The sequence below is a fragment of the Enterovibrio makurazakiensis genome (assembly GCF_050336585.1).
GTDB classification, from domain to species: domain Bacteria; phylum Pseudomonadota; class Gammaproteobacteria; order Enterobacterales; family Vibrionaceae; genus Enterovibrio; species Enterovibrio gelatinilyticus.
Window position 1 is genome coordinate 1 of record NZ_JAKJSE010000027.1, and the last position, 22,912, is coordinate 22,912.

The 22,912-nt window shown below is 46.3% G+C and carries 19 protein-coding genes; 13 read left to right on the top strand and 6 right to left on the bottom strand.

The features are described 5' to 3' along the window. From L4D06_RS19560 to ilvN, 7 genes are all read left to right on the top strand, one after another. Positions 1-1,102, top strand: a 1,102-nt coding sequence (locus tag L4D06_RS19560) for an efflux RND transporter permease subunit (protein ID WP_429740795.1), incomplete at its 5' end; no start/stop codon positions are given. Between the two features lie 146 nt (positions 1,103-1,248). Then, complete coding sequence (locus L4D06_RS19565) at positions 1,249-1,767, top strand: phosphatase PAP2 family protein (RefSeq protein WP_429740797.1); 519 nt, start codon at positions 1,249-1,251, stop codon at positions 1,765-1,767. Positions 1,768-1,812: 45 nt separating this feature from the next. Continuing rightward, on the top strand, positions 1,813-2,952 hold the full coding sequence (locus L4D06_RS19570; protein WP_429740799.1) for an MJ1255/VC2487 family glycosyltransferase: 1,140 nt from the start codon (positions 1,813-1,815) through the stop codon (positions 2,950-2,952). Positions 2,953-3,326: 374 nt separating this feature from the next. Beyond that, positions 3,327-4,274, top strand: coding sequence for a transcriptional regulator LeuO (gene leuO / locus L4D06_RS19575; RefSeq protein WP_274164744.1), 948 nt, complete (start codon positions 3,327-3,329; stop codon positions 4,272-4,274). A gap of 321 nt (positions 4,275-4,595) precedes the next feature. After that, a complete protein-coding gene (locus L4D06_RS19580; RefSeq protein WP_429740801.1) occupies positions 4,596-6,392 on the top strand; it encodes an AMP-dependent synthetase/ligase in 1,797 nt (598 codons plus the stop codon). A 617-nt stretch (positions 6,393-7,009) separates the two neighbouring features. Continuing rightward, on the top strand, positions 7,010-8,728 hold the full coding sequence (locus L4D06_RS19585; RefSeq protein ID WP_429740803.1) for an acetolactate synthase 3 large subunit: 1,719 nt from the start codon (positions 7,010-7,012) through the stop codon (positions 8,726-8,728). Beyond that, positions 8,728-9,225 carry an acetolactate synthase small subunit gene (gene ilvN, locus L4D06_RS19590; RefSeq protein WP_274164747.1) on the top strand — a complete coding sequence of 166 codons (498 nt, stop codon included), beginning with the start codon at positions 8,728-8,730 and terminating at the stop codon, positions 9,223-9,225. Before L4D06_RS19585 ends, ilvN begins: the two co-directional genes overlap by 1 nt. Positions 9,226-9,408: 183 nt before the next feature. On the opposite strand, the gene pykF is transcribed toward ilvN, so the two are convergent. Continuing rightward, positions 9,409-10,821, bottom strand: coding sequence for a pyruvate kinase PykF (gene pykF / locus L4D06_RS19595; RefSeq protein ID WP_274164748.1), 1,413 nt, complete (start codon positions 10,819-10,821; stop codon positions 9,409-9,411). 631 nt (positions 10,822-11,452) lie between these two features. Here pykF and L4D06_RS19600 point away from each other — a divergent pair. Then, positions 11,453-12,901 (top strand): sensor domain-containing diguanylate cyclase, encoded by a 1,449-nt coding sequence (locus tag L4D06_RS19600; protein ID WP_274164749.1) that lies wholly within the window; start codon positions 11,453-11,455, stop codon positions 12,899-12,901. 25 nt (positions 12,902-12,926) lie between these two features. On the opposite strand, the gene L4D06_RS19605 is transcribed toward L4D06_RS19600, so the two are convergent. Further along, entirely contained in the window at positions 12,927-13,829 is a 903-nt protein-coding gene (locus L4D06_RS19605) for a sensor domain-containing diguanylate cyclase (protein WP_429740806.1), read from the bottom strand. Between the two features lie 719 nt (positions 13,830-14,548). On the opposite strand from L4D06_RS19605, the gene L4D06_RS19610 reads away from it, so the two are divergent. Beyond that, a complete protein-coding gene (locus L4D06_RS19610; RefSeq protein ID WP_274164751.1) occupies positions 14,549-14,758 on the top strand; it encodes a hypothetical protein in 210 nt (69 codons plus the stop codon). Positions 14,759-14,846: 88 nt separating this feature from the next. On the opposite strand, the gene L4D06_RS19615 is transcribed toward L4D06_RS19610, so the two are convergent. Together L4D06_RS19615 and L4D06_RS19620 are read right to left on the bottom strand one after the other, a co-directional pair. After that, the gene (locus tag L4D06_RS19615; RefSeq protein ID WP_429740809.1) at positions 14,847-15,482 is read right to left on the bottom strand and encodes a 3'-5' exonuclease; all 636 of its coding nucleotides are present in this window, start codon (positions 15,480-15,482) and stop codon (positions 14,847-14,849) included. A 168-nt stretch (positions 15,483-15,650) separates the two neighbouring features. Next, entirely contained in the window at positions 15,651-17,357 is a 1,707-nt protein-coding gene (locus L4D06_RS19620; RefSeq protein WP_429740811.1) for a glycoside hydrolase family 30 protein, read from the bottom strand. A gap of 432 nt (positions 17,358-17,789) precedes the next feature. On the opposite strand from L4D06_RS19620, the gene L4D06_RS19625 reads away from it, so the two are divergent. The 3 genes from L4D06_RS19625 to L4D06_RS19635 all read left to right on the top strand — a co-directional run bounded on the left by L4D06_RS19625 (position 17,790) and on the right by L4D06_RS19635 (position 21,102). Then, complete coding sequence (locus tag L4D06_RS19625) at positions 17,790-18,584, top strand: enoyl-CoA hydratase (protein WP_429740812.1); 795 nt, start codon at positions 17,790-17,792, stop codon at positions 18,582-18,584. Between the two features lie 9 nt (positions 18,585-18,593). Further along, a complete protein-coding gene (locus tag L4D06_RS19630) occupies positions 18,594-20,252 on the top strand; it encodes an acyl-CoA synthetase (RefSeq protein WP_429740814.1) in 1,659 nt (552 codons plus the stop codon). 163 nt (positions 20,253-20,415) lie between these two features. Beyond that, positions 20,416-21,102 carry a hypothetical protein gene (locus L4D06_RS19635; protein WP_274164754.1) on the top strand — a complete coding sequence of 229 codons (687 nt, stop codon included), beginning with the start codon at positions 20,416-20,418 and terminating at the stop codon, positions 21,100-21,102. Positions 21,103-21,164: 62 nt separating this feature from the next. On the opposite strand, the gene L4D06_RS19640 is transcribed toward L4D06_RS19635, so the two are convergent. Further along, complete coding sequence (locus L4D06_RS19640; RefSeq protein ID WP_429740816.1) at positions 21,165-21,521, bottom strand: hypothetical protein; 357 nt, start codon at positions 21,519-21,521, stop codon at positions 21,165-21,167. Positions 21,522-21,864: 343 nt separating this feature from the next. Here L4D06_RS19640 and L4D06_RS19645 point away from each other — a divergent pair, with 343 nt between their 5' ends. Continuing rightward, on the top strand, positions 21,865-22,158 hold the full coding sequence (locus L4D06_RS19645) for a hypothetical protein (RefSeq protein ID WP_274164756.1): 294 nt from the start codon (positions 21,865-21,867) through the stop codon (positions 22,156-22,158). A 214-nt stretch (positions 22,159-22,372) separates the two neighbouring features. Here the strand turns inward: L4D06_RS19645 and L4D06_RS19650 are convergent, their stop codons facing one another. Continuing rightward, complete coding sequence (locus tag L4D06_RS19650; protein WP_429740817.1) at positions 22,373-22,837, bottom strand: MarR family winged helix-turn-helix transcriptional regulator; 465 nt, start codon at positions 22,835-22,837, stop codon at positions 22,373-22,375. Positions 22,838-22,912 lie beyond the last annotated feature (75 nt).

Consider the following 22,912-nt stretch of genomic DNA (forward strand, 5'->3'; position numbering starts at 1 on the left):
GGGTGGGCGGGATTTTGATATCCGATTGCAGCACGATAACTTGGATGAGCTGAAACAAGCTTCCGTGGAGATCCAGCAATTTATCGCCCAGTTTGAGGGTGTGTCCGGCGTGCTTGATGACATGCGCCCCGGCAAAGAAGAAGTCAAAATCACATTACGTCCCGGAGCAGAAGCCTTTGGTATCAATGGTCAAATGATTGCGCGCCAGCTTCGCTCTGCCTATTTCGGGCAAACTGCAGATGAAATTCAGGTCGGCCCTGAAAGTATCGAAATTGATGTCAGGCTCGATAAAGGGGACGCGAGCAGCTTACAAGGGCTGGCGAATTTCCCGATAGTTCTGATTGATGGTAGCCAAGTGCCATTGTCGACGGTGGCAGAATTGAACTATCAACGTAACTATGTGCGTATTCAACGCATTAATGGCCTACGAACACTGAGTGTGTATGGCGACGTGATACAAAGTCAGGTCAGCATTGGCGATGTGCTCGCTCAGCTGAAGGTCGAGTTAGTGCCTGAGCTGAAAAAACAGTATCCAGGGCTGAGAGTGCTGTTTGAAGGCCAAAGCCAAGACGCGGCAGAAACGCAGCAATCAATGGCGATAGGGTTTGCGATGGGGCTGTTCGGGATCTTCGTGATTTTGAGTTACCAATTCCGAAGCTATTTAGAACCATTTGTTGTTTTGCTGGCGATCCCACTGGCGCTGGTTGGCGTGATTTGGGGGCATTGGTTACTCGGCCACCCATTGAGTATGCCAAGCATGCTCGGTTTTGTGTCACTGGCTGGCGTGGTGGTCAATGACTCCATCTTGTTGGTGCAATACATTCGTCACCATCTTGATGAAGGTGAAGACATCTACGATGCTGTTGTACGCGCCAGTCAGGAACGTTTCCGCGCCGTGTTCTTAACCTCACTGACTACCGCAGCTGGTCTGTTACCGCTGATGTTGGAAACCAGTCTTCAAGCGCAAGTCGTTAAACCGCTGGTGATTTCCATCGTGTTCGGTATTTTTGCTTCCACCATGCTGGTGTTGTTTATGATCCCCGCCGCTTACGCGATCTTGGCGGATTTCGGCAAAGTGAAACGACATGAGCGTTTGAATTAAAATACAGACGACGAGCTTTCTTAGAGGTTCGTCGTCTCCTCTATCTGCACATTCATAAAATTCATCAAGTCGTCTGCAAACCGTAACCGGACTGTCACTGCTCAATTCTATTCTGATGTTGTCACGTCAATAAATGGAGTTGATGAATGCGCAGTCTAGTAGCCCTACAAAGGGTGGATCAGGCCGTATCCACCCTTTGTTTAAGCCATCGATTTAGTGCAGATATTGCACGGGTATTTCGTTGGGTATCGAAAAGCGGAGATGGGCACTTATATCTCGCGATTGGTGCCTTACTGGCGCTGACTGCAGGAGATAAAGGCGTGTCTTTTCTCATCTGCGGTTTGCAGGCTTTTGCCATTGAGTTACCTATTTTCATGGGGCTAAAGCGTGTTTTTCGACGTGCAAGGCCACAACACCTTCCTGCGTTTATTGTGCCTTCCGACCTTTACAGCATGCCTTCTGGGCACACATCTGCAGCGTTTGTTATGGCCACTGTGCTCAGTCATTTCTACCCCGAATACAGTGCTGTTTATTGGTCATGGGCTGCATGTATTGGTGCGTCACGTGTGCTTTTGGGTGTCCACTATGTATCAGATGTGTTGGTTGGTGCCTTACTGGGGCTTGGTTGTGCGTCACTGGTGTTGCGTTTATCCGAGTACGTTTGAATGCAGTGTGAGAAGTAACAATCAGACACAATATAGAGAGCAGTGATGAAAATTCTTTATGGCGTCCAAGGAACGGGCAACGGACATATTTCCAGAGCACGAGCGATGGCAAAAGCATTAGCTGAAATCCCAAGTGTCGATGTGCAGTTTCTGTTTTCAGGTCGCCCTGAATCTGAATATTTCGACATGGCAGTGTTTGGTGACTACATGGTGCGTCGAGGTTTTACCTTTTACAGCTATGCAGGAAAGATTGACCGTGTCAAAACCGTGCTCAACAACAATATCTGGCACGTTACTCAAGAAGTGAAGGCATTAGATGCCTGCCAGTATGATTTGGTGATTTCAGATTTTGAGCCCATAACAGCCTATGCGGCAAAACGACAAGGCGTGCCTTCGCTATCAATTAGCCATCAATCTGCGTTTAAGTACGATGTGCCTAAGCAAGGCCAGAATATGTTGGACAAGGTCATCATGCGCTATTTTGCGCCGACGCAGCATAGTATCGGACTACACTGGTATCACTTCAATCAGTCTGTTTTACCTCCCATTATCGATCTCGCGCCGATTGCGTCGGTATCATCAAATGGTGCCATTTTGGTGTATCTCCCCTTTGAGCGGTTAGAAGAGATATTGAGCGTCTTGCAACCCATAAATATACCTTTCATCTGTTTTCATCCGGATTGCCAGCAAGTGACACGAGCCAAGAATGTGAGTATTCGTCCATTGAGTAAAGCGGCATTTCAAGATGCCTTGATGGCCTGTGAGGGGGTGATTGCTAACGGCGGATTTGAGCTGCCATCAGAAGCGTTATCGCTGGGCAAGAAGCTCTTACTCAAACCACTTGCGGGACAATTTGAGCAGTTAAGCAATGTGGCGACCTTAGACATGCTTGGGCTGGCCAACACCATGGAGACATTAAACGTTGATGTCATAAAACAATGGTTGAGTTGTTCAGAGTGCCAACGCGTTTCTTACCCAGATGTTGCTAAAGCACTTGCGCAGTGGCTAGCTAAAAGAGATATGAGTTCGTTACCGTTGCTTCATCAGGAGTTATGGTCTCAGGTGGTTTTTCCTGAGCATGTAAATGAATTATTGTCCGATTTCTGGCCAAATCATCAGCGAAAACATGCCATGTTCAACATGCGCCTTTCTGTAATATCAAATAAAAAAGCCAAGCAGCATTGATCGCGTGAATGAGTAAACAACAAGGTATTTTGGTGTGATTTTTATATGTAAGGCTTTGTTATTTTGGGTTTAATTTTTTTGATTTTTATGTTTTTCACGTATTCCTTGAACATGTTTTTATAACAATTTACTGGGGTCTGCTTCGTCACTCATGTTACTAATTTTGTGTCCTGCTCACGGTGTGTTCAATTCATGTTAGTGAATGCTCCACCATTTAGGGCATGAACGCGTGTTTGACATTTTATCTTAGCGATTCGAACTGCCGCACTCGACATGCACGGGTGCACCATGATGTTGATTTCCCCTTATTGGCAGTGGCGTTGGTAATGATAAAGAAAGTTCTGCACATAGATTCCCCTGTTCAAGGTTTAGTTATGACACATATAGAGTCGACCAATAATTCGGAAAACCGTGCAGATACGACACTGAGAAGTGTCGATCTTAATCTCATCACAGTGTTTGATGCGGTTATGCAAGAACAGAATATTACCCGTGCGGCACAAAGTTTAGGCATGTCCCAACCCGCCGTAAGTAATGCCGTTGCTCGCTTGAAAGTGATGTTTAATGATGAACTGTTTGTTCGTAATGGACGCGGCATCAAACCCACTCAACGTGCACGCCAGTTATTCGGTCCTATCCGTCAAGCTATTCAATTGATCAAAAACGAACTGCCGACCTCTGTGTTTATGCCTGAGACGAGCAATCGCAGCTTTCGTTTGGCGATTTGCAGCCCTTCAGATATGCGCTTTGTCCCGCAGATCCTAAATTCAATTCGCCGTGTTGCACCGACTGTCAATGTACAGGTGGAAACCGAGTTTGACCGCGATATCTCACGCAAGCTTCGTTACCAAGAAGTGGATTTCGTGATTGATTACATGCGTTTTGGTGAAGCAGGTTTCTGCAGCACCGAAATGTTCAACGATGAGTTGGTCGTGGTCGTTAATAACAACCATCCACGACTGGGTGAGAGCATTACGGCGAAGGCATTGCTCAACGAATCTCATGCTGTATTGAAACACAACGGGCAGATGCTGAGTTATGCAGAAGGTTTCTATCGCGATGGTCGATACCGTGAAGCCTACCAAGGTGTTAGCTTGAGCAACATTTTGTATGTGGTGAGCCAGTCTGAGTTGGTTGCCGTTGCGCCGCGCTGGATGGTGGAGTCAGGCCAAACCAATACTCAACTTAAAATGCTTCCTTTACCGCTTGAGGCTAACCGTATTAGCGGTTACTTGAGCTGGCATGCCTCAGCAGAAAAAGACAAAGGTCACCTGTGGATGCGAGATCAATTGCTGTCGATTTGTGGCAACTCTCTGGTTTAAGGTCCCTTTGTTGACGTGACAAGTTTATCCGCCAAAGCCGACGTCGAGTCGGCTTTTTTATTGTCTGCCGTTTACCTTCATTATTTTGATACGTCTTGTTACATCTTATGCGCCGATTGAGAGAACAGGTGTACTCTCAAATGAACGCTGTTCTAAATCCTCATTGAGTGATTTTTAGCCGTTTTGATGGTGCTTTTTCTTGTAATTGATGGGGGAGTCATTACACTGCAGGTCTAGTTTGAGCTTACAGGTGTTAGCTCATATTTTCGATGTCTTGCTAAATGTTTAAGCGAGGCAAAAGATGTGCTGAGAGAGAATTAAATGGCGCTGAAATTTCATATCGTTAATCGTATTCGTGAGCAAGTAAAAGCTCAGGGAGACAAAACCGCATTGCGTTTCCAAACAGGGAAGGGTTGGGGCGATATCAGTTGGCGTCAGTTTGGTCAGCGCATCGATGATGTTTCGCGTGCCATGCTTGTTTCTGGACTCGCTGTGCAGGACAAGATTGGTATTTTTGCGAACAACTGCCCTGAGTGGACGATCGCGGACATGGCAGCACTGCAAATTCGCTGTGTACCCGTTCCTATCTACCCAACCAATACTGCAGATCAAACCGCCTATATTCTGAAAGATGCAGGTGTGCGCGTATTATTTGTTGGCGACCAAGCCCACGCAGACGCTGCAATGTTGATTGCGGCGCAGTGTCCGTCGCTTGAGCACATCATTAGTTTTAACGAAAGTGTGGACTTTGCAGGTCATTCAATGGGAATGAGCTTCGACGCCTTCATGAAACTTGGCAATGACAATGTTGAGCATGAGCTTCAAACGCGTATCTCAGAAGCGTCGATGTCTGACTTGACGACATTGATCTACACCTCTGGAACAACGGGTGAGCCAAAAGGCGTGATGTTGGATTATGCGAATTTCGCTGCCCAACTAGAAAGCCACGACAAAGTGTTGTCGATTTCAGAAAACGAAGTGTCATTGGCGTTCCTGCCGCTCTCGCACGTGTTTGAGCGTTGCTGGAGCTTGTTTGTGCTGCACAACGGCGCGACCAACTGCTACTTGTCCAACACCCATATGGTGCGTGAAGCCTTGCAAGAGGTGAAACCGACAGTGATGTGTGCAGTTCCACGTTTCTACGAGAAAATCTACAGCGCAGTTCATGAGAAAGTTGCCACAGCAAACCCGGTGAAAAAGGGCATGTTCCATGCAGCCGTCGCTATCGGCAATAAAATGGCGACAACTCTTCAGCAGGGCAAGAAGCCTTCAGCTGCGCTTCAAGCGGCTTACCGAATGGCAGACAAGCTAGTCTTGAGCAAGCTTCGCCAGTTATTGGGTGGTCAGATCAAAATGATGCCTTGTGGCGGCGCAAAGCTTGAGCCCGCGATTGGCCGTTTTTTCCACGCTATCGGCATTAATGTCAAATTGGGTTACGGCATGACCGAAACCACCGCGACCGTCTCTTGCTGGGATAATGCCACGTTTGACCCTGACTCCATCGGTATTGCTATGCCGGGTGCGGAAGTCAAAATAGGTAAGAATAATGAAATTCTTGTGCGTGGCCCAATGGTGATGCGCGGGTATTACAACAAAGCCAAAGAGACGGCTGAAACCTTCACCGAAGATGGTTTCCTAAAAACCGGAGATGCCGGCCATATTGACGCTAAGGGTAACTTGTTTATCACTGATCGCATCAAAGAACTGATGAAGACATCAGGCGGTAAATACATCGCCCCACAGGTGATTGAAGGTAAATTGGGTAAAGACCACTTTATTGAACAAATCGCCGTGGTTGCTGATGCTCGTCACTTTGTGTCTGCGTTGGTTGTTCCTTGTTTTGAAACACTGGAAGGTTGGGCGAAAGAGCTCAATATTAAATACCATGACCGTATGGATTTGATTAAACACAGTGACGTCGTCGAAATGTTTGAAAAACGTATCACTGAGTTACAAAAAGAGCTCGCGAAGTTTGAACAAGTGAAGAAATTCACCTTGCTGCCGTCAGAGTTTTCGATGACAAACGGTGAACTAACACCAACGCTTAAATTGCGTCGCAAAGTGATTCTGGAACGCTATAAAAAACAAATCGAATCAATGTATAAGAAGCATTCTTAATCGCGTCAATACGACGTGGCGTTGAGCGGAAAACACAAAAACGCAGAGGTTTCTCCTCTGCGTTTTTTTTACGTCCTGATGTTGGAGTGGGCGCAAAGTAAAGGGAGTATGCGGTACGATATAGATAGGCGATGTGCAGCTTCTTTTGTGTGTCTCAAAGCTGATATAAAAATCGAGAAATTTCACTTTCCGGCCAATCTAGCCATATTTTCGTCCCAACACAGCAAAAAAAGACCTTTCAGTACGCTGTATTTTCTCGACTACTAAACAGTAAATCCCGCGAGGGTTGATTTTTTTGGTTTTTGATTCTGTATTGATGGGCCTTTGTAGAGTCTTTGGTGATGAAAACGTAATCAAATAGAGTTTTCATGTAAATATAGGTTATCCAATAGACAGATTTGCTAACAAAGCGTTAAAGTTGGTGGTGCTTGAGCAGCCTCAAAAACATAGCTTTTGAGCATGGTTTTTAAGAGGGTTCGAGTGTAGCTGTTTTGATTCTTGTTACGACCGGAATCAAAGGCATAGCTGGCATGGATGGCAGCAGTTAAGACGTCACGTTGGCATCCATCACTAGGCTACAAATAAGTCCTAATACTATGCATACATGGAGGCATATAGTGGAAATGTTATCAGGAGCCGACATGGTCGTTCGTTCAATGATCGACCAGGGCGTAAAACATATATTTGGGTATCCGGGCGGATCAGTGTTGGATATCTATGATGCACTGCATGAGAAAAGTGACATCGAACACGTGCTCGTACGTCACGAGCAAGCAGCCGTTCACATGGCAGATGGTTATGCCCGTGCAACTGGCGAAGTCGGCGTGGTATTGGTGACATCAGGTCCTGGCGCAACTAACGCCATTACCGGTATTGCTACCGCGTATTACGACTCCGTTCCTATGGTGGTTTTATCTGGTCAGGTAATGAGTAACCTGATTGGTAATGACGCTTTCCAAGAATGTGACATGGTGGGTATCTCCCGCCCAGTGGTAAAACACAGTTTTTTGGTGAAAAACACCGAAGACATTCCAACAGTCATCAAAAAAGCCTTTTATCTGGCATCGACTGGTCGTCCCGGCCCTGTGGTTGTCGATTTGCCAAAGGATATGCTGAACCCAGCGAACAAATACCCTTATGAGTACCCAGAAAGCATATCCATGCGTTCTTACAACCCGACAACGACGGGTCACAAAGGACAAATAAAGCGTGGCCTGAAAGCGCTGCTTGAAGCGAAAAAGCCGGTACTGTACGTGGGTGGCGGCGCCATCATCTCTGAGTGTGGCGAGCAAATCAAAACACTGGCAGACACGTTAAATATTCCCGTTATCAGTACGCTGATGGGCCTAGGTGCTTATCCGAGTACGGGTGACAAAGCACTGGGTATGCTTGGCATGCACGGCACCTATGAAGCCAACATGACCATGCACAATTCCGACCTTATTTTTGGTATCGGTGTCCGCTTTGATGACAGGACGACCAATAACGTCGAAAAATACTGTCCGAATGCCAAGATCATGCATATCGATATTGATCCATCGAGTATTTCAAAAACAGTCTCGGTGGATATTCCAATTGTTGGTTCGGCAGATGCAGTACTTAACACCATGCTTAAGATCCTGACCGAACAGGGCGGCACGAACGATGCTGCGGCGCTTGAAGCGTGGTGGAGCAACATCAACGTTTGGCGTGATCGCAAATGTCTGGCGTATGAAACCAATAATGATCGCATTAAGCCGCAACAGGCTGTTGAAGCCGTCTATAAGCTGACGAATGGCGATGCGTACGTCGCATCCGATGTTGGTCAGCACCAAATGTTTGCGGCGCTGTATTACCCATTTGATAAGCCACGTCGCTGGATCAACTCCGGTGGTCTTGGCACCATGGGCTTTGGTCTTCCAGCAGCCATGGGCGTGAAGTTCGCGCTCCCAGATGCTGAAGTCATTTGTGTCACTGGTGATGGCAGTATCCAGATGAACATTCAGGAGCTGTCGACGGCATTGCAATACGACATTCCCGTCAAGATTATCAACCTAAACAACCGCTTCCTCGGTATGGTGAAGCAGTGGCAAGACATGATTTATCAAGGTCGTCACTCACAATCGTACATGGATTCTGTGCCTGATTTCGCTGCAATTGCAGAAGCCTATGGTCATGTAGGTATCCGTATCAACGACCCCGCTGAACTGGAAAGTGAGCTGGCGCGTGGATTGGCGATGAAAGACAAATTAGTCTTCTTTGATATCAGCGTTGATGAAACCGAGCACGTATACCCGATGCTGGTTCGAGGCGGTGCGATGAATGAAATGTGGTTGAGCAAGACGGAGAGAACATAATGCGCAGTATTTTATCGGTTTTGATGGAGAACGAACCAGGCGCATTGTCCCGAGTTGTTGGTTTGTTTTCTCAGCGCGGCTATAACATCGAATCTTTGACGGTTTCGCCGACTGATGATCCAACGCTATCTCGCCTTAACATTACCACCACTGTGGTAAGAGAGTCTGAGCGTGAGCAAATTGAAAAGCATCTTCACAAGCTGATCGACGTATTGAAAGTCAGCAATGTGACGGAGTCAGAGCATATTGAACGTGAACTGGCGATGGTCAAAGTGAAGGCATCGGGCTTTGCACGCGCAGAAGTGAAGCGTACTGCTGATATCTTCCGTGGACAGATAGTTGATGTCACTAACTCGCTCTACACTGTTCAATTAGCGGGTACGAGTGAAAAGATTGATGCCTTCATCTCTGCAATGAAAGACGTCACAGACATCATTGAAGTCGCACGAAGTGGTGTTGTTGGTATTGCTCGTGGAGAGCGCGCATTGCGTCAGTAAACGCGTAGCCACTGCTTAATACAGAAAGCAACTTAAATTAGAAACCGATGGTGGAAACGCTGTCGGTTTTTTTGTGGCTGAAGAGCAGGGAGAGAGCGGTCCTAGGACCGCTCTCTCCCCACTTTTCCGCAGGCATAAAAAAAGGAGCCTATCGGCTCCTTTTTCAGCTTCAGTAAACGTCTATTACAGAACGTGTACAGAAGAAGTGTTAGTAGTACCTGAAGCAACCAATGCGCCAGAAACCATAACAACGATGTCACCTTTCGTGCCTAGACCTGATTCTAGCGCGATTTCTTTACCCTGACGGTAGAACTCGTCAGTGCTTTCGAATTGGTTAACAACTACTGGCGTAATGCCTTTGCTTAGGCAAAGTTGTGCAGCAGTTTTCTCGTTGGTGGTTACTGCAATGATGTTTGCAGTTGGGAAGTATTTACGTACAGAACGTGCAGACTTACCCGCTTCAGTTGCAACAACGATCAGTGGAGCACCTAGCTTCTCAGCAGTGTCTACTGCGCCTTTACATACTGCTTCAGTAATGCGTAGACGAGCGCTGTCTAGGCGTGAACCCAGCTCAGCTTTCAGTACTGAATCAGTACGCTTAGCGATTTGCGCCATGATGGTAACCGCTTCGATTGGGTATTTACCCTTAGCAGTTTCACCAGAAAGCATGACTGCATCGGTGCCATCCATGATTGCGTTCGCAACGTCGCCCGCTTCTGCGCGAGTTGGACGTGGGTTCTTGATCATTGAATCCAGCATTTGAGTTGCAGTGATTACAACTTTACGTGCACGGTTACATTTCTCGATCATCATCTTCTGCGCGAAGATAACTTCTTCTGCAGGGATCTCAACACCTAGGTCACCACGAGCAACCATGATGCCGTCAGACAGTTCAAGGATCTCGTCGAAGTTATCTACACCTTCTTGGTTTTCGATCTTCGAGATGATTTGGATGCTCTCGCCGCCGTTAGCAGCCAGAATTTCACGAATTTCTTTAACGTCAGACGCTTTACGGATGAAAGAAGCCGCAACGAAGTCAACGCCTTGCTCACAACCAAATACTAGGTCGCTCTTGTCTTTTTCAGACAGTGCTGGAAGGTTAACTGAAACGCCTGGTAGGTTAACGCCTTTGTTTTCGCCCAGATCGCCATTGTTAAGTACTTTACAGATAACTTCAGTTTCTGTGGTTTCTAGTACTTCCATTTCGATCAGACCATCATCAACAAGGATGATGTTGCCAGCGTTTAGGTCTTGAGAAAGACCAGTGTAAGTCACAGCAACACGCTCTGAGTTACCTACTACTGATGCGTCAGTAGTGAAAGTGAACGTTTGGCCCGCTACTAGAGCAACGTCGTTGCCGCCTTCTAGTTTGATAGTGCGGATCTCAGGGCCTTTAGTATCCAGTAGGATTGCTAGTTGCTTACCCGTGTTCTTCATGACTTCACGAAGGTTTGCGATACGCGTACCGTGTTCGTCGAAGTTACCGTGTGAGAAGTTTAGACGCATTACGTTCATGCCAGCGTCAGCTAGCTTGGTCAGCATTTCTACTGATTCAGTTTTCGGTCCAATCGTACAAACGATTTTGGTCTTTTTCATGTAGGGTTCTCTCCGGTCGAGCTTTTAACCAAGGGACAATTTTGGCTGTAATTACGTTCATTAGTGCTTGATGTCTGTAATAAAACAACAAACAGAGACGTGGTGAGCAGTCAGATTGCACCGCTGCTCTTACAGCGTTAATACAGATTCATGACACTATAATTGTGTTGTCCAAACGGCGGGAATCGCTTGGACAACACAACTCATCCATGAAAGCGGACACAGTATACATGCATTACGTGGCGGAAATTTGATCGCAGGCAATGGATAAAGAGTATTTCCCACCTTCATTCCATTTCCCAACCAAATGATACAAGTATTAGGCCGATCTCAACGGCCGTAAATTTACCACATAAAAAGAGGTAGATCACTATCTGGCATCGATTCAGCGGAGAGCCTTTAATCGCGGCGTTTCAAGAGGGAAATTGCGCAACAATGGGTAACAATACGCGTAATTTGAGCTGTTTTTATATGAAACTTAGCAACAATATCCGTACTGAGCTTGTCGAATCTCATTAGTTTTCATTCACAAATCGAGTGACTTCTCGATATTGTGATACAGCGAGCTATCGAGGTAGGGAGGTGAACACAACTTTGCCACAATGAGTTAAGTAATTTTTGACTTGGCTTCATGACACATATGCTTTTGCATCAACCCGCCGCTGGAATACTTTTCATCACGTTGCTTTGCGCTGCTTTTTTTTCCAGCAATGCCATGTCTGCCTTCGACGATAGAACGCTAACTGTGGTTAATTCCCACAGCTGGAAGCCGTTTGCATTTGTTGAAAATGGTAAGCCCAAAGGTTTATTAGTCGATTACTGGCGAGTGTACGGTGAAGTCAATAATGTACCCATTCAGTTTGTCCTGTCGGACTGGAACCAATCCTTAGAGCACATGACTGAGCCAGGGAGAAAAGTGCATGCGGGGTTGCTCTACTCCTCATCCCGAGATCATTATTTAGATTACACCTTACCCTTGTTTGAAATTTCGTCGTCTCTCTATGTGCTTAATGACAGTGATGAACTGAAAATTAAAGGGATTTTGCCTGGCATGGAAGTTGGTGTTGTGCGCGGCGGTTATGAAGAAGAGTACATCAAATATCATTACCCTGAAGCCTCGGTTATCAGTTTCAACAACAATGCAAAGCTCATTGAATCTGCGTTAAATGGTGAAATAACCCGAATGGTCCTTGATACACAAGTGGCCACCTACTATTTATCACAAGACCCTGACTTACATCGCTTTGTACCCATTGAATCTTTATATACCAATATGATTTATGCCGCGGTTTCTGAGGGCGATCAGGCGCTGCATGATGAAATTATCTCAGGCATTGGCAAGATGCCTGAGGTTGAAGTGGCGCGTATCGAGCAAAAATGGCTTAACACCAAGCAAGTGTTCACAATCCCAAATTGGGTACTTCCATCAGTTTTGACTGTCTTCGCGATTGTGGCCCTGAGTTACATTTTTCTGTTACGTCAGATTGTGCGGCGTAAAACGAGGGACTTAAAAGCGCTAAACAAGACATTAGAAGAATATGCATTTACGGATTCGCTTACTGGCCTGCTCAATCGTCGTGGTTTAGAGCGTAAATTTGAGAGCAAACAGGTCAGGAAATTGATGAAGCATCAGCAACTGGCTTTATTGATGATAGATCTCGATTACTTTAAAAAAATAAATGACAAGCTAGGCCACCTGAAAGGTGATGAAGTGCTAGTGAGTCTAGGCAAGGCTTTCAAACATACGTTAACAGAAGGTGTTGCTATCGCTCGTCTAGGTGGTGAAGAGTTTTGTTTGCTGTTAGAAGTAGAGAACCAGCGTCAGCTTGATGTGTTGATGGAATATATTCATCGTCGGCTTATCCCAAGCGCATCCCAACATGAAGTTGGTTTGCATGTCACCGCTTCAATAGGAGCGTTGTTGATCGATACTCAAAAGACAGATTGTTCGCTAGACATCTTAATGCATCACGCTGATCAATTGATGTACAGAGCCAAAGAGGGTGGACGCAATCGCGTTGTTACCCAAGCACTCTCAAGCAAAGCCGCACAACCAAAGCCTCTCTGCGTAGCAAGCTAACATCTCAATCTTTGCGTGAAGCGTATTAGCTGTTTGGTGATGTATTATCATCGTGATTTTCGTGAGTGACTACTCGGTTACGACCACGCTCTTTAGCCTGATATAAACACTTATCTGCACGAAGGCTGGCCGAAAGAAAGCCTTCTAATTGACTGACTTCTGTTGCACCAATCGATATTGTGCAATTAATCGCCAAAGGTTGCCGGTTTGGATAGCTCACACGCACCATGAGCGTTTCAACGCTTTGTCGTAACTCCTCGAGTCTTAGCGTTAACTCGTTTTCGTTGTCTTCCCACATCAAGAGCGCAAACTCTTCTCCGCCTAAGCGAAACGCACATTCATCGGGTCTCGTGAATTCCTCAATGATCCGTGCCAACTGCTTCAACACAAGATCACCAACAGGGTGACCAAAGGTATCATTGATCCGTTTAAAATGATCAATGTCGACCATGGCAAGATACTGATGGCGTTGAGGAGTGGTATTGCGATTATTGAATAAATCAAATAAATAGCGGCGATTGTACAGGTTGGTCAGATCATCGCGATTTGCCATGTCTCTTAAAGTACGTTCGCGAAAAACTTGGTCAGTGACCACGCTGACAAACGTGCACATGGCTTTTTGCCCGAACCAATCGATCACAGTATCAGTGATCTCGGCAATCATAGGATTACCTTTCAAGTCAGTGTGGTTGATGACTTGAGGTGTTGTTGGTGTACCCGTTTCGATGGCGTGCTGATAACGTCGCAGCGCTTCTGGCCAGTGAGACTCTTCGAACAAGACCTTAATCGTTTCTAGGTTCAGCACCTCTTCTGCATTCGACATGCCACTAAACTTCGCAAACGCATTATTTGCATACTTAGGTACGAAGTCGATGTGAATCACACAGGGATTAGGGTGTATATCTAATATGTCTTTAAAGTCTGGCATCACGTGGACATAGGAATAGTCAAAAGAATGTGAAACTTATCATTTACTCATGTAAAAACTGCGATGGGTTTCAAGAAGTTGGGATTATCATCGAACTTTTATCAATGTAGAGACGCTTGTGTTACATTCGAGTGTGATGATGAAGCACTTTCCATCGATGAAAATGTTGAAAGAAACGTGATTGAGTGGCGGTGTAAATATGTGTTTTATAAACCGGTTTATATGTTTTTCTTGTTCTAGTGTTTGGGTAACGTCATTGGTTTCCCGTACTATAAATACGGTCTTTGAGATGTCTACATAAAAGAGAAGGAAAGAGGGTGAAAAAAATGTTCGCTATTTGTTCATCTCAGTGTATAGTCTCCCGAATCTCTTAGACAAGAGTTGTTAATGCCACAGTAAGTATAAGTTCCTTCTCAGCGACTTCTCGAAAACCTTCGTTTAATCTCCCTGCGTCAACTTTATCTTCATCGTACATTCAATAGCTTTACTATCAGTCCAAAAGAAACATCACAAACTCTCTGCATTTGCGAGTCGTGATTGTGCGTTTTACATACGCCTCATGAGCGCTTTGTAGGCGATATTGCACCCATTATTTTGGGTGTGGTCACGAGTATTTGAATATTTGAAATAAGGAAAATTATGTCCCGTAGAACAAGCCGACAGCGTCACTGGTACCAATTAACTCGCGATAAGAAACAGCAAATTACCAAAGGTGAAAAATGATAAAAATTGATTTTCAGTTACACCAAGAAAAGGCCTCATGGCAGGCAGAGATCCATCAGTTAAACAGCGATATTCTGAAGCGACACATCTTACCGAAGATGACGTCAAGCCATCACGATATCGATTTCGAATACTGTGACCAAACTGGTGCAGGAAAAATTATTGCGCCGAGTGGCAACGTGATGGGAGACTTTCTCGTTTACTAATGACTGCACCGCGCTGAACCTATTCGCGCGAAAGTGACACCGATAGACTATTTATCTTGCCGTCAGATAAATACCTATCGAAATACCATCATCGCCCCGTCTGATTGCCCCGAATTTTTTGAAACAACCCACCCATCGCTTGTTTACTGGTTTTGCTAATGGTCTGCATGAATCCAAAGTTCGGGTTAGCTATGTGCTGTTGCTCAAGCTGTTCTAACATGAGTAACCAAAGCTTTGCCGTCATCTGTGCATCAGCTAAGGCACGGTGAAAGACACCATCATTGTCGATATGTTTGAAACGCACGAGTTCGCCCAGTTTGTGGCTTGGCGCGTCTTGAATTAGACGTCTGGCGATAAGCATTGAACACGCGAATTGACCGGAATAGCCTAGATTTAGACGCTCAAGCTCAGCATCTAAAAAGCGTTTATCAAAAGAGGCATTGTGAGCCACAAGGTTGCAGCCTTCGATAAAATCGCAAAACTCCGCCATCACATCGTCACAACTGGCTGCGGTGCGCAGCATGTTATTAGTGATCCCAGTATAACCTTCAATGAAGCTGCTCACCCTAAAGCCTGGATTCATCAGCGCTTGAAATGTATCAATCACTTCTCCGTTAACCAATTTCACCGCACCAATCTCGATCGCTCTGTCGCCCATATTAGGTGATAAGCCAGTGGTTTCGAAGTCGAGAACGATAACGCTATTCGCAGGAGATGATGACATGAGAATGACCTAGATAAGGGCGTAATTGCCGAAGGCAGGCAGTATACAGATACTCACGATGCTGTGGCGAGCGTAAGACGAAAAACAAAAACCGCTATCGGCTCGAAGGCCGATAGCGGTCATCATGTCATTTCAAACAAGGACGCTGGGGTTGCAGAGTATTAGTGACTACAGCTGCACGCGAACCGTTTGTATTGAGTTTGCTGGAAGAGTGATTTGCGCGTTTTGCGCACCAATAACCAAATCCAATTCGATTGGCTCCTTAGTGGTATTTAGCAGTTGGACACTCAAGAGGTTGTCGCTGTTGATCGTTGCACTGGTATGCAGCGCGTCGTCCTCTAACCCATCCAGTATCTTATCGGCTTGCACCGCCTTGTCGCCTGGGCGAATTGTCTTACTGAACTGTGCCAGCACATCGTAAATTGGCGTGTAATACACATCACCGCTTTCAACGTCGATCATGATGGGTGCACCACAGAAATTTCCGGCATGGTTAGGACCGCCTTGGCTATCGAGCACGGCATTCCAATCAACCCAACCTGCCATCCAGTGATTCAAGCTAACAATAATGTCACGGGCATAACGATGGACTGGCGTGTAGATCGGGTGGTTCTCAGGGTTGGGTGCCCACGTTGCGGTGTACGCCCAATCCGTTGCGTTTTCATTCCACCAGAATTCGTCATTGTTAAACCAGCCTGATTCTTGAAACTTCACCGGATCTAAAATCCCATTCGGAGCAGGTTTACCGAGATCATCGATCGTGCCTTCGGTATGAATGATGGCAAAATCAGGGAATTTATTGTGAACGCGATCCATCACGTCTTCATAAACATCTACTGTGCTGGAATACCAGTGAACCGCAGATCCATACACATACGGTGCGGTTTCAGGATCGCCCAAGATCACATCGGTCCAATGTTCCAAGTGATCGCGGTTTTGATCGTAGATCAGTACGCGAGTATCAGCGAACGCGCTTTCTTTTAATTTCGGGCCAAGAAAATCCTTGATGAAGCTGTTTTGGGTTTCCGCGGTGAAATGCATACTTTCCCAGTTGCCGCTGTTGCCATGCGGTTCATTCACCGGTGTTAACCCCCAAATATCAACGCCTGCTTCTTTATAGTGCTCAAGGTATTTCACCAAGTAATCAGCATAGGTCGAGACATATTCCGGCTTGAGCTTTCCGCCGGTGCCTTCCCAGTTGTTTTCTTTTGTTCCTTTGATGAACCAAGTATCGATGTCTTTCATCCACGGCGGCGCAGTCCAAGCTGAAGCAATGATGTTCAAGGTGCCATCGTCTTGTTTCGCTTTGATCGCCATGGCTTCGTGGATCATGGGCAGCACATCAAACGATTCATCCTGAATCCCTGCGTATTTCGCCTTTGAAAATCCGTCGCTGTCAGGGGCAATAGTGAAATGTTTGAGCTCACTGTCACCTTCAACCTCGGCGTAGCCTAATTTGCCTTCAACAGAAAAGTCAGTCGAACCAATGGGCGTGCGCGTGAGTGAGAAATTCGCGCCCGTGTCAGCGTAGAGCTTATTCATCACTTCATGGCGCTTTTCAACCGGAAGGTGCGCCAGAACAAATGCCGAGGATTCCGTGAACGAGGTACCAATGCCCGAAATGGTTTGTTTAACCACATCAGGTTGGATCACGATCTGCGTGCCGCTTGCAGCCTCACTGGTAAAGGTTTGGTTTGCCATCACTGACATTTTGTCGCCAGCTTCGCTGGTGAGAAGGATCTCAGCCGTTGATGATAATCCGAAATGTTTGTTGTTCTGAATCAAAGGCTTCTCCGTGTCATATTTTGATGTACAGGACAGCATCATCGCTGATGACAATGCGATAAAAACGGCAGAGAGCGTTTTTACTTCCATGTTGCTACTCCTATTACGGTCAAGATGCCAACATTGACAGTCAGCTATATGTTTTTTTGAAAGCGCTTTCTTCTTTGTTTGTGCAGCGCTCTTTTTCTGACTAATTACCCCCGTAGATATACGCTCTTCACTTTTATTTGTAACTAACGTCACGGATGAACTGACACTGTTTTCTTGGATTCGATACAAGAGGGGATGGAAGATGTGATGTTGGGAAGAAACACCTTGGTGCGCCGCATTGAGCGAAAAAAGTGTGTGCATCTGAACGATACCAAATACGTCTTTAGGTTGAGAGATTCCGACAATTCTTACATCTAACCTATCGTGATAAGCCTGTGTGTTCTGTAATGGAAGCCAAACTAAGGACACTAGGTACGATTGAGCATCTTTGATTGTCGAATCAATCTGCCTACATCAGTAATGGAGTGAAAAATGCCTACGCAGATTGAATCTCATCTCAGTGATAACGGTGTGTTAAGACTTACCCTGAACAATCCTCAGCGCAGGAATGCGCTCTCAGAAACCATGATTGGCGAGTTGCATGCTGCCATTGCAAATGCAGCTGAATCGTCAGAGGTGAATGTTATTGTTCTTAATGCCAATGGTCCTGCCTTTAGTGCGGGGCACGATCTGAAAGAGATCACTGCAGCGAGAGAGGAATCTGACAAGGGACGGGCATTTTTCGCCACCTTAATGAACAAATGCGCCGCAATGATGACCGCCATCGTGCATTGCCCGAAGCCGGTGATTGCTGAAATAGACGGTATTGCTACCGCAGCAGGGTGTCAGCTCGTCGCCAGTTGCGACCTGGCATATGCCTCGAACACATCGCGGTTTGCGACCCCTGGCGTCAATATTGGACTTTTCTGTTCAACCCCTATGGTGGCGTTATCCCGCAATGTTTCCAGCAAACATGCCATGGAAATGCTGCTCACTGGAGACATGATCTCAGCCTCTGATGCTGAGCGCATAGGCCTGATCAATCGCACCACAGACAGTGAGTCTCTCACCGCAATGACCCAAGCGGTTGCCGATAAGATTGCGGAAAAATCGTCGCTGACACTCTCTATCGGCAAGGAAGCGTTTTATTGCCAGCAGGACATGGAACTTGCGCAGGCCTATGCCTATGCCAGCGACGTGATGGTGGACAATATGCTGACCAAAGACGGCGAAGAGGGGATTTCCGCCTTTGTCGAAAAACGTCCCCCTGTTTGGCGAAATGAGTGAGGTGGGTGCATGGAAAACCCATATAACGTCGGGCTCGATCGTAACCCCGCAAATTTTCAGCCGCTAACGCCTCTGGGATTTCTCGCGCGAACTGCGGCTAACTATCCCGATGCTATCGCCATCATTCATGGCAATATCAGGGTGAACTATCAAACGTTTTATGACAGAAGCCGCCAGCTCGCTTCCCAGTTAGCGAATCTGGGATTGGGGCGCGGAGATACCGTGTCAGCTTTGTTAGCGAATACCCCCGCAATGTTGGAGTGTCATTACGGTGTCCCCATGGCGGGCGCTGTGCTGCATTCGGTCAATACGCGATTGGAAGCCGCGACCATTGCTTATCAGCTCGCTCATGCGCAGGCCAAAGTGCTGATTGTAGATCGGGAATTCTTGTCGGTCGCACAAGCGGCACTTGCGGTGGCTGACGTGTCACCATTGGTCATTGTTTATCACGACAGCGAATGGACAGAATTATCAAGCGTAGACACCGACGAGCACTATCAGGACTACGATGAGTTTGTCGCTCAGGGTGATCGCGCGTTTTCGTGGCTGATGCCCGAAGATGAATGGGACGCAATTTCCATCAACTACACATCGGGCACCACAGGTAACCCTAAAGGGGTGGTTTGTCACCACCGCGGGGCATACCTTCTCGCGTTAGGAAACGTATTCACTGCGGACATGCCCAAGTATTCGACCTACCTATGGACACTCCCCATGTTTCATTGCAATGGGTGGTGTTTTCCGTGGACGCTATCGGCGATTTGCGGCACGCATGTTTGCTTACGGCAGGTACGAAAAGAACCGATTTGGCTGGCATTGCATAAACACAAGGTGACACACCTATGTGGTGCGCCCATTGTCATGGATATCATTCTTTCTGCGGAAAATCAGACCCTCACCAATAAGGTGGCCTTCTTCACTGCCGCTGCGCCGCCACCGGAAAGAACGCTCGCGCAGATGCAAGAAGCAGGGTTTGAGGTCACGCATTTATACGGATTAGCAGAGGTTTATGGCCCTGCCGTCGTCAATGAATGGCACCAAGAGTGGAACCTGTTACCCATCGAAGAACAAGCAAAGCTTAAAGCGCGCCAAGGTGTGAAATATCTACCTCTCGAAAATCTTGACGTACTTGACCCTGAAACCATGTCGGCAGTACCCGCAGATGGAAAGACACTGGGTGAAGTCATGTTTCAAGGCAATGTGGTCATGAAAGGCTACTTCAAAAACCCAACGGCAACACAATCTGCTTTTGAAGGAGGCTGGTTCCACTCCGGCGATTTGGCCGTCAAACACCCTGATGGGTATATCCAACTCAAAGACCGCTCGAAAGACATCATCATTTCTGGTGGCGAAAACATCTCATCCATCGAAATTGAAGATGTTCTTTACAAGCATCCTGCTGTTGCAGTGACTGCGGTTGTTTCGTGCCCCGATGAAAAATGGGGCGAGGTTCCGTTTGCCTTTGTTGAGTGCGGCGAAGACAAAACCGTGTCGGAACAAGAGCTAAAAACGTGGTGCGGCCAACATATGGCGGGCTTTAAAGTACCCAAGCATTTCTCTTTTACGCCGATCCCTCGAACGCCGACGGGGAAAATTCAAAAGTTTCAGTTACGCGAGCAAGTGAGTGCTGGCCTTCAAAGCGAAGAGTCAGGGGCGCCAAAGAGTTAGCTTGGCCCCTTACACGCGAGATTGGTGCTCGTCATGGCTTATCCGTTGAGACTGTCAATGACCTTTTTCTTCGAGTGCCTCTCGCGGTTCGACCGTCATCGCCGGCATACGCCTAGATTATGGTAACTTTTTTAGACTATTTGGCTGATAAACGGATGTTGCAGTGATAGACAAAATTCGCCTTTTTATCATCGAGTGTGTTGATCCCATGGATCTGCTTCAAGAGCGTTCGGAAGCGAAAGCGCTAGAGAAAATCTGCAAAGCCATTGGCCACGAAGTTGCCATTCTTAGGGCGTTTTGTGAGCAAGACTTAGTCAAATACCTTGATTACATTTCATCGATAGATGGGAATTACATTGCAGCCAATCATGCTAGGGTTCCGCTTTGTGTTCATATATCAGCGCACGGCAATGCAAACGGCATTTCTTTTGGGCGTGATTTCATTAATTGGCACCGTTTATTTCTCGCACTTTCTCCCATTCTAAAAGACATGAGTCAGTACAATGGGGAAGTGCTGATCAGCATTTCTGCGTGTGGCGCTGGTCAGCAAAAGCTTGTTGATGAAATCGAAGCCGAAATTGCCAAGTATCATATCGATTCAGAACATTTAAATCGGCATGTAGAGCCACCCGAATACATCTTTGTGACAGAAGGAAGCCAAGGAAAAGATGTAGTGTACTGGGACGACGCCACCGTATCGTGGACCGTTTTTTATCACCAAATATCTAAGCTTAAAGCGATTAATGATGAAGGTATTCATCAAATTTTAGATGACATTGAGCATGCAACAAAAACCCTGTTGCGATCATTTAAGTGGGATACGAAAACACAAAAGTATGTGGAGTATTGAGCGAGCACAGAGAGTAAGAGTCGAACTGTCTTTAAGCGGAAAGACAGGCTATTAGTCATCGCTCACTCAGAAATCGGTTCAGGTTCTTGAGTAACAAGACTTGCTTTCACTAACGCTTCCAGCGTTGACCAGTTATCAATTTCGGCCGCGCCCAACGTAAATATTTTCCCCGTCAGTTTCCCAAAAAGGTAGATCTTCACATTCTCAGTTGGGTATTGAACTTCACAGCGAAACGTTGGGGTTATCGGGTCAATATCGAAAGCCAATAACGCGACAGGAATATCGCTTCGCGCATTGCCCATGTTCACACGCAAAATGACGGGTAGCCCCTCATCGGTTGCAAACATATAAATGGGCACGACGCGATTCGTACTCCCACTGGGCAAGAGATTTTGCAGGTAATCAAGTCTGTCTAACATTGCCATTAACCCCACTAAAAGTAAGCCTAAAAACATCCTAGCTTACCGTTTGACTATAGACATAAAACGACCGTTTGAAATTCGATGTACTCGAAATGAGATGTGTGAATAGGTGTAATAGCAAAGCAATAAGTGTGGAGTGGCGTATCAATTGAGGAATAGCTGGGGGCACCTTTGCGGTTTAGGGTGCTAGCGCAGTATGCTTCTTCCATTTTCGACCGCGGCTATATACCTAATAACTTGAATGGGCAGGATGCAAACTGCTTCGAATTTAACGCATTGATGACCTCTGAATTCGAGTGTTTCGAGTATATGGGTTGATTAGATACAAAGGAGTGTAGGAATGGAGTGGTTGCTTCTTGTGCCTTATTTGGCACTTATATTTATTTGGTCAGAACGAGATTATCGGCACTATTTACTCAGTGGTTTTTACCTTGGGTATGTGTTGTATCTGTGGTTTGGTATGGCACTACCCACACATCCTCGATTGGGTTTGTTTTACTTCGCATTGCCGTCTATTGGCTTCCTTGCTTTTTTGTTTCCTGACATGGTGGCTGGGCAGCCGTCATCATTGGTTCGCGCAATAGGGATAGCGTGCATTGCTATCCCTTGGGTAGGCTTGCTGTTCTTGTTTTAACGGCCCCCACAGTGTGGGTATATGCTTGCATCACCATTTTTTTTGAACCTGTTCTTCCCTGATCCACATTCAATATTAACGTACTGATTCACGCATCTGCTCTGCGGTCGCACCAGTGCAGCGCTTTGGCCTGACCGTTTAGGCATGAGATAGCTAGGTGAGAGATGGCAATGACCTATTTACGCGAAGGCCTATTTACACGGAAAAACGCGCTTTAAGACGGCTCTCTATTGTTATCTAGCCACGTTTTGAGCTTGTCAGTGTGTTGCAGCATTTGGCGCATTTCATCGTCGTCCCATTGGTCAAAACATTGATCAATATTGGGGAGAAAACTATTGAAGGCGGATTGGACGCGAGCGAGGCCATTCGCGTTGATTTTTATCCACTTCTTCCTTCCGTCTTCATCATCTTTTCGAACATCAACAAGCCCTTGATCTGCGAGTTTATTGACGACTTTCGTTAAACCCGGTTGGTTCATCTGCATCACTTGAGCAAGCTGGCTGATCGTTTGCTCTCGCTCAGGTTGGTGAGAAAAGTGATTCAGTAAATTGAACTGTGATTGGTTTAACCCACAAGGTTCGAGCGCCTTGCTCAACCAAGCATCGGTAAGCTGGTGTACGATACCCAATGAAATCATTAACTTAAAAGAAAGTGATTGTTTTTCTGTCAACATATGCATCAAACCTCTTGATATATATTCCATGGAATGTATATTTATTCCATGGAATGTACTTTAGCAGAACATCAAAAAAGG

Bases quoted from the DNA above. Each gene is read 5' to 3' on its own strand.
- L4D06_RS19645 (WP_274164756.1), top strand. From the start codon at position 21,865: ATGGAGTGGTTGCTTCTTGTGCCTTATTTGGCACTTATATTTATTTGG.
- L4D06_RS19640 (WP_429740816.1), bottom strand. From the start codon at position 21,521: ATGTTAGACAGACTTGATTACCTGCAAAATCTCTTGCCCAGTGGGAGT.
- L4D06_RS19570 (WP_429740799.1), top strand. From the start codon at position 1,813: ATGAAAATTCTTTATGGCGTCCAAGGAACGGGCAACGGACATATTTCC.
- L4D06_RS19600 (WP_274164749.1), top strand. From the start codon at position 11,453: ATGACACATATGCTTTTGCATCAACCCGCCGCTGGAATACTTTTCATC.
- L4D06_RS19565 (WP_429740797.1), top strand. From the start codon at position 1,249: ATGCGCAGTCTAGTAGCCCTACAAAGGGTGGATCAGGCCGTATCCACC.
- L4D06_RS19605 (WP_429740806.1), bottom strand. From the start codon at position 13,829: ATGCCAGACTTTAAAGACATATTAGATATACACCCTAATCCCTGTGTG.
- ilvN (WP_274164747.1), top strand. From the start codon at position 8,728: ATGCGCAGTATTTTATCGGTTTTGATGGAGAACGAACCAGGCGCATTG.
- L4D06_RS19580 (WP_429740801.1), top strand. From the start codon at position 4,596: ATGGCGCTGAAATTTCATATCGTTAATCGTATTCGTGAGCAAGTAAAA.
- L4D06_RS19625 (WP_429740812.1), top strand. From the start codon at position 17,790: ATGCCTACGCAGATTGAATCTCATCTCAGTGATAACGGTGTGTTAAGA.
- pykF (WP_274164748.1), bottom strand. From the start codon at position 10,821: ATGAAAAAGACCAAAATCGTTTGTACGATTGGACCGAAAACTGAATCA.
- L4D06_RS19615 (WP_429740809.1), bottom strand. From the start codon at position 15,482: ATGTCATCATCTCCTGCGAATAGCGTTATCGTTCTCGACTTCGAAACC.
- L4D06_RS19630 (WP_429740814.1), top strand. From the start codon at position 18,594: ATGGAAAACCCATATAACGTCGGGCTCGATCGTAACCCCGCAAATTTT.
- L4D06_RS19610 (WP_274164751.1), top strand. From the start codon at position 14,549: ATGATAAAAATTGATTTTCAGTTACACCAAGAAAAGGCCTCATGGCAG.
- leuO (WP_274164744.1), top strand. From the start codon at position 3,327: ATGACACATATAGAGTCGACCAATAATTCGGAAAACCGTGCAGATACG.
- L4D06_RS19650 (WP_429740817.1), bottom strand. From the start codon at position 22,837: ATGCATATGTTGACAGAAAAACAATCACTTTCTTTTAAGTTAATGATT.
- L4D06_RS19620 (WP_429740811.1), bottom strand. From the start codon at position 17,357: ATGGAAGTAAAAACGCTCTCTGCCGTTTTTATCGCATTGTCATCAGCG.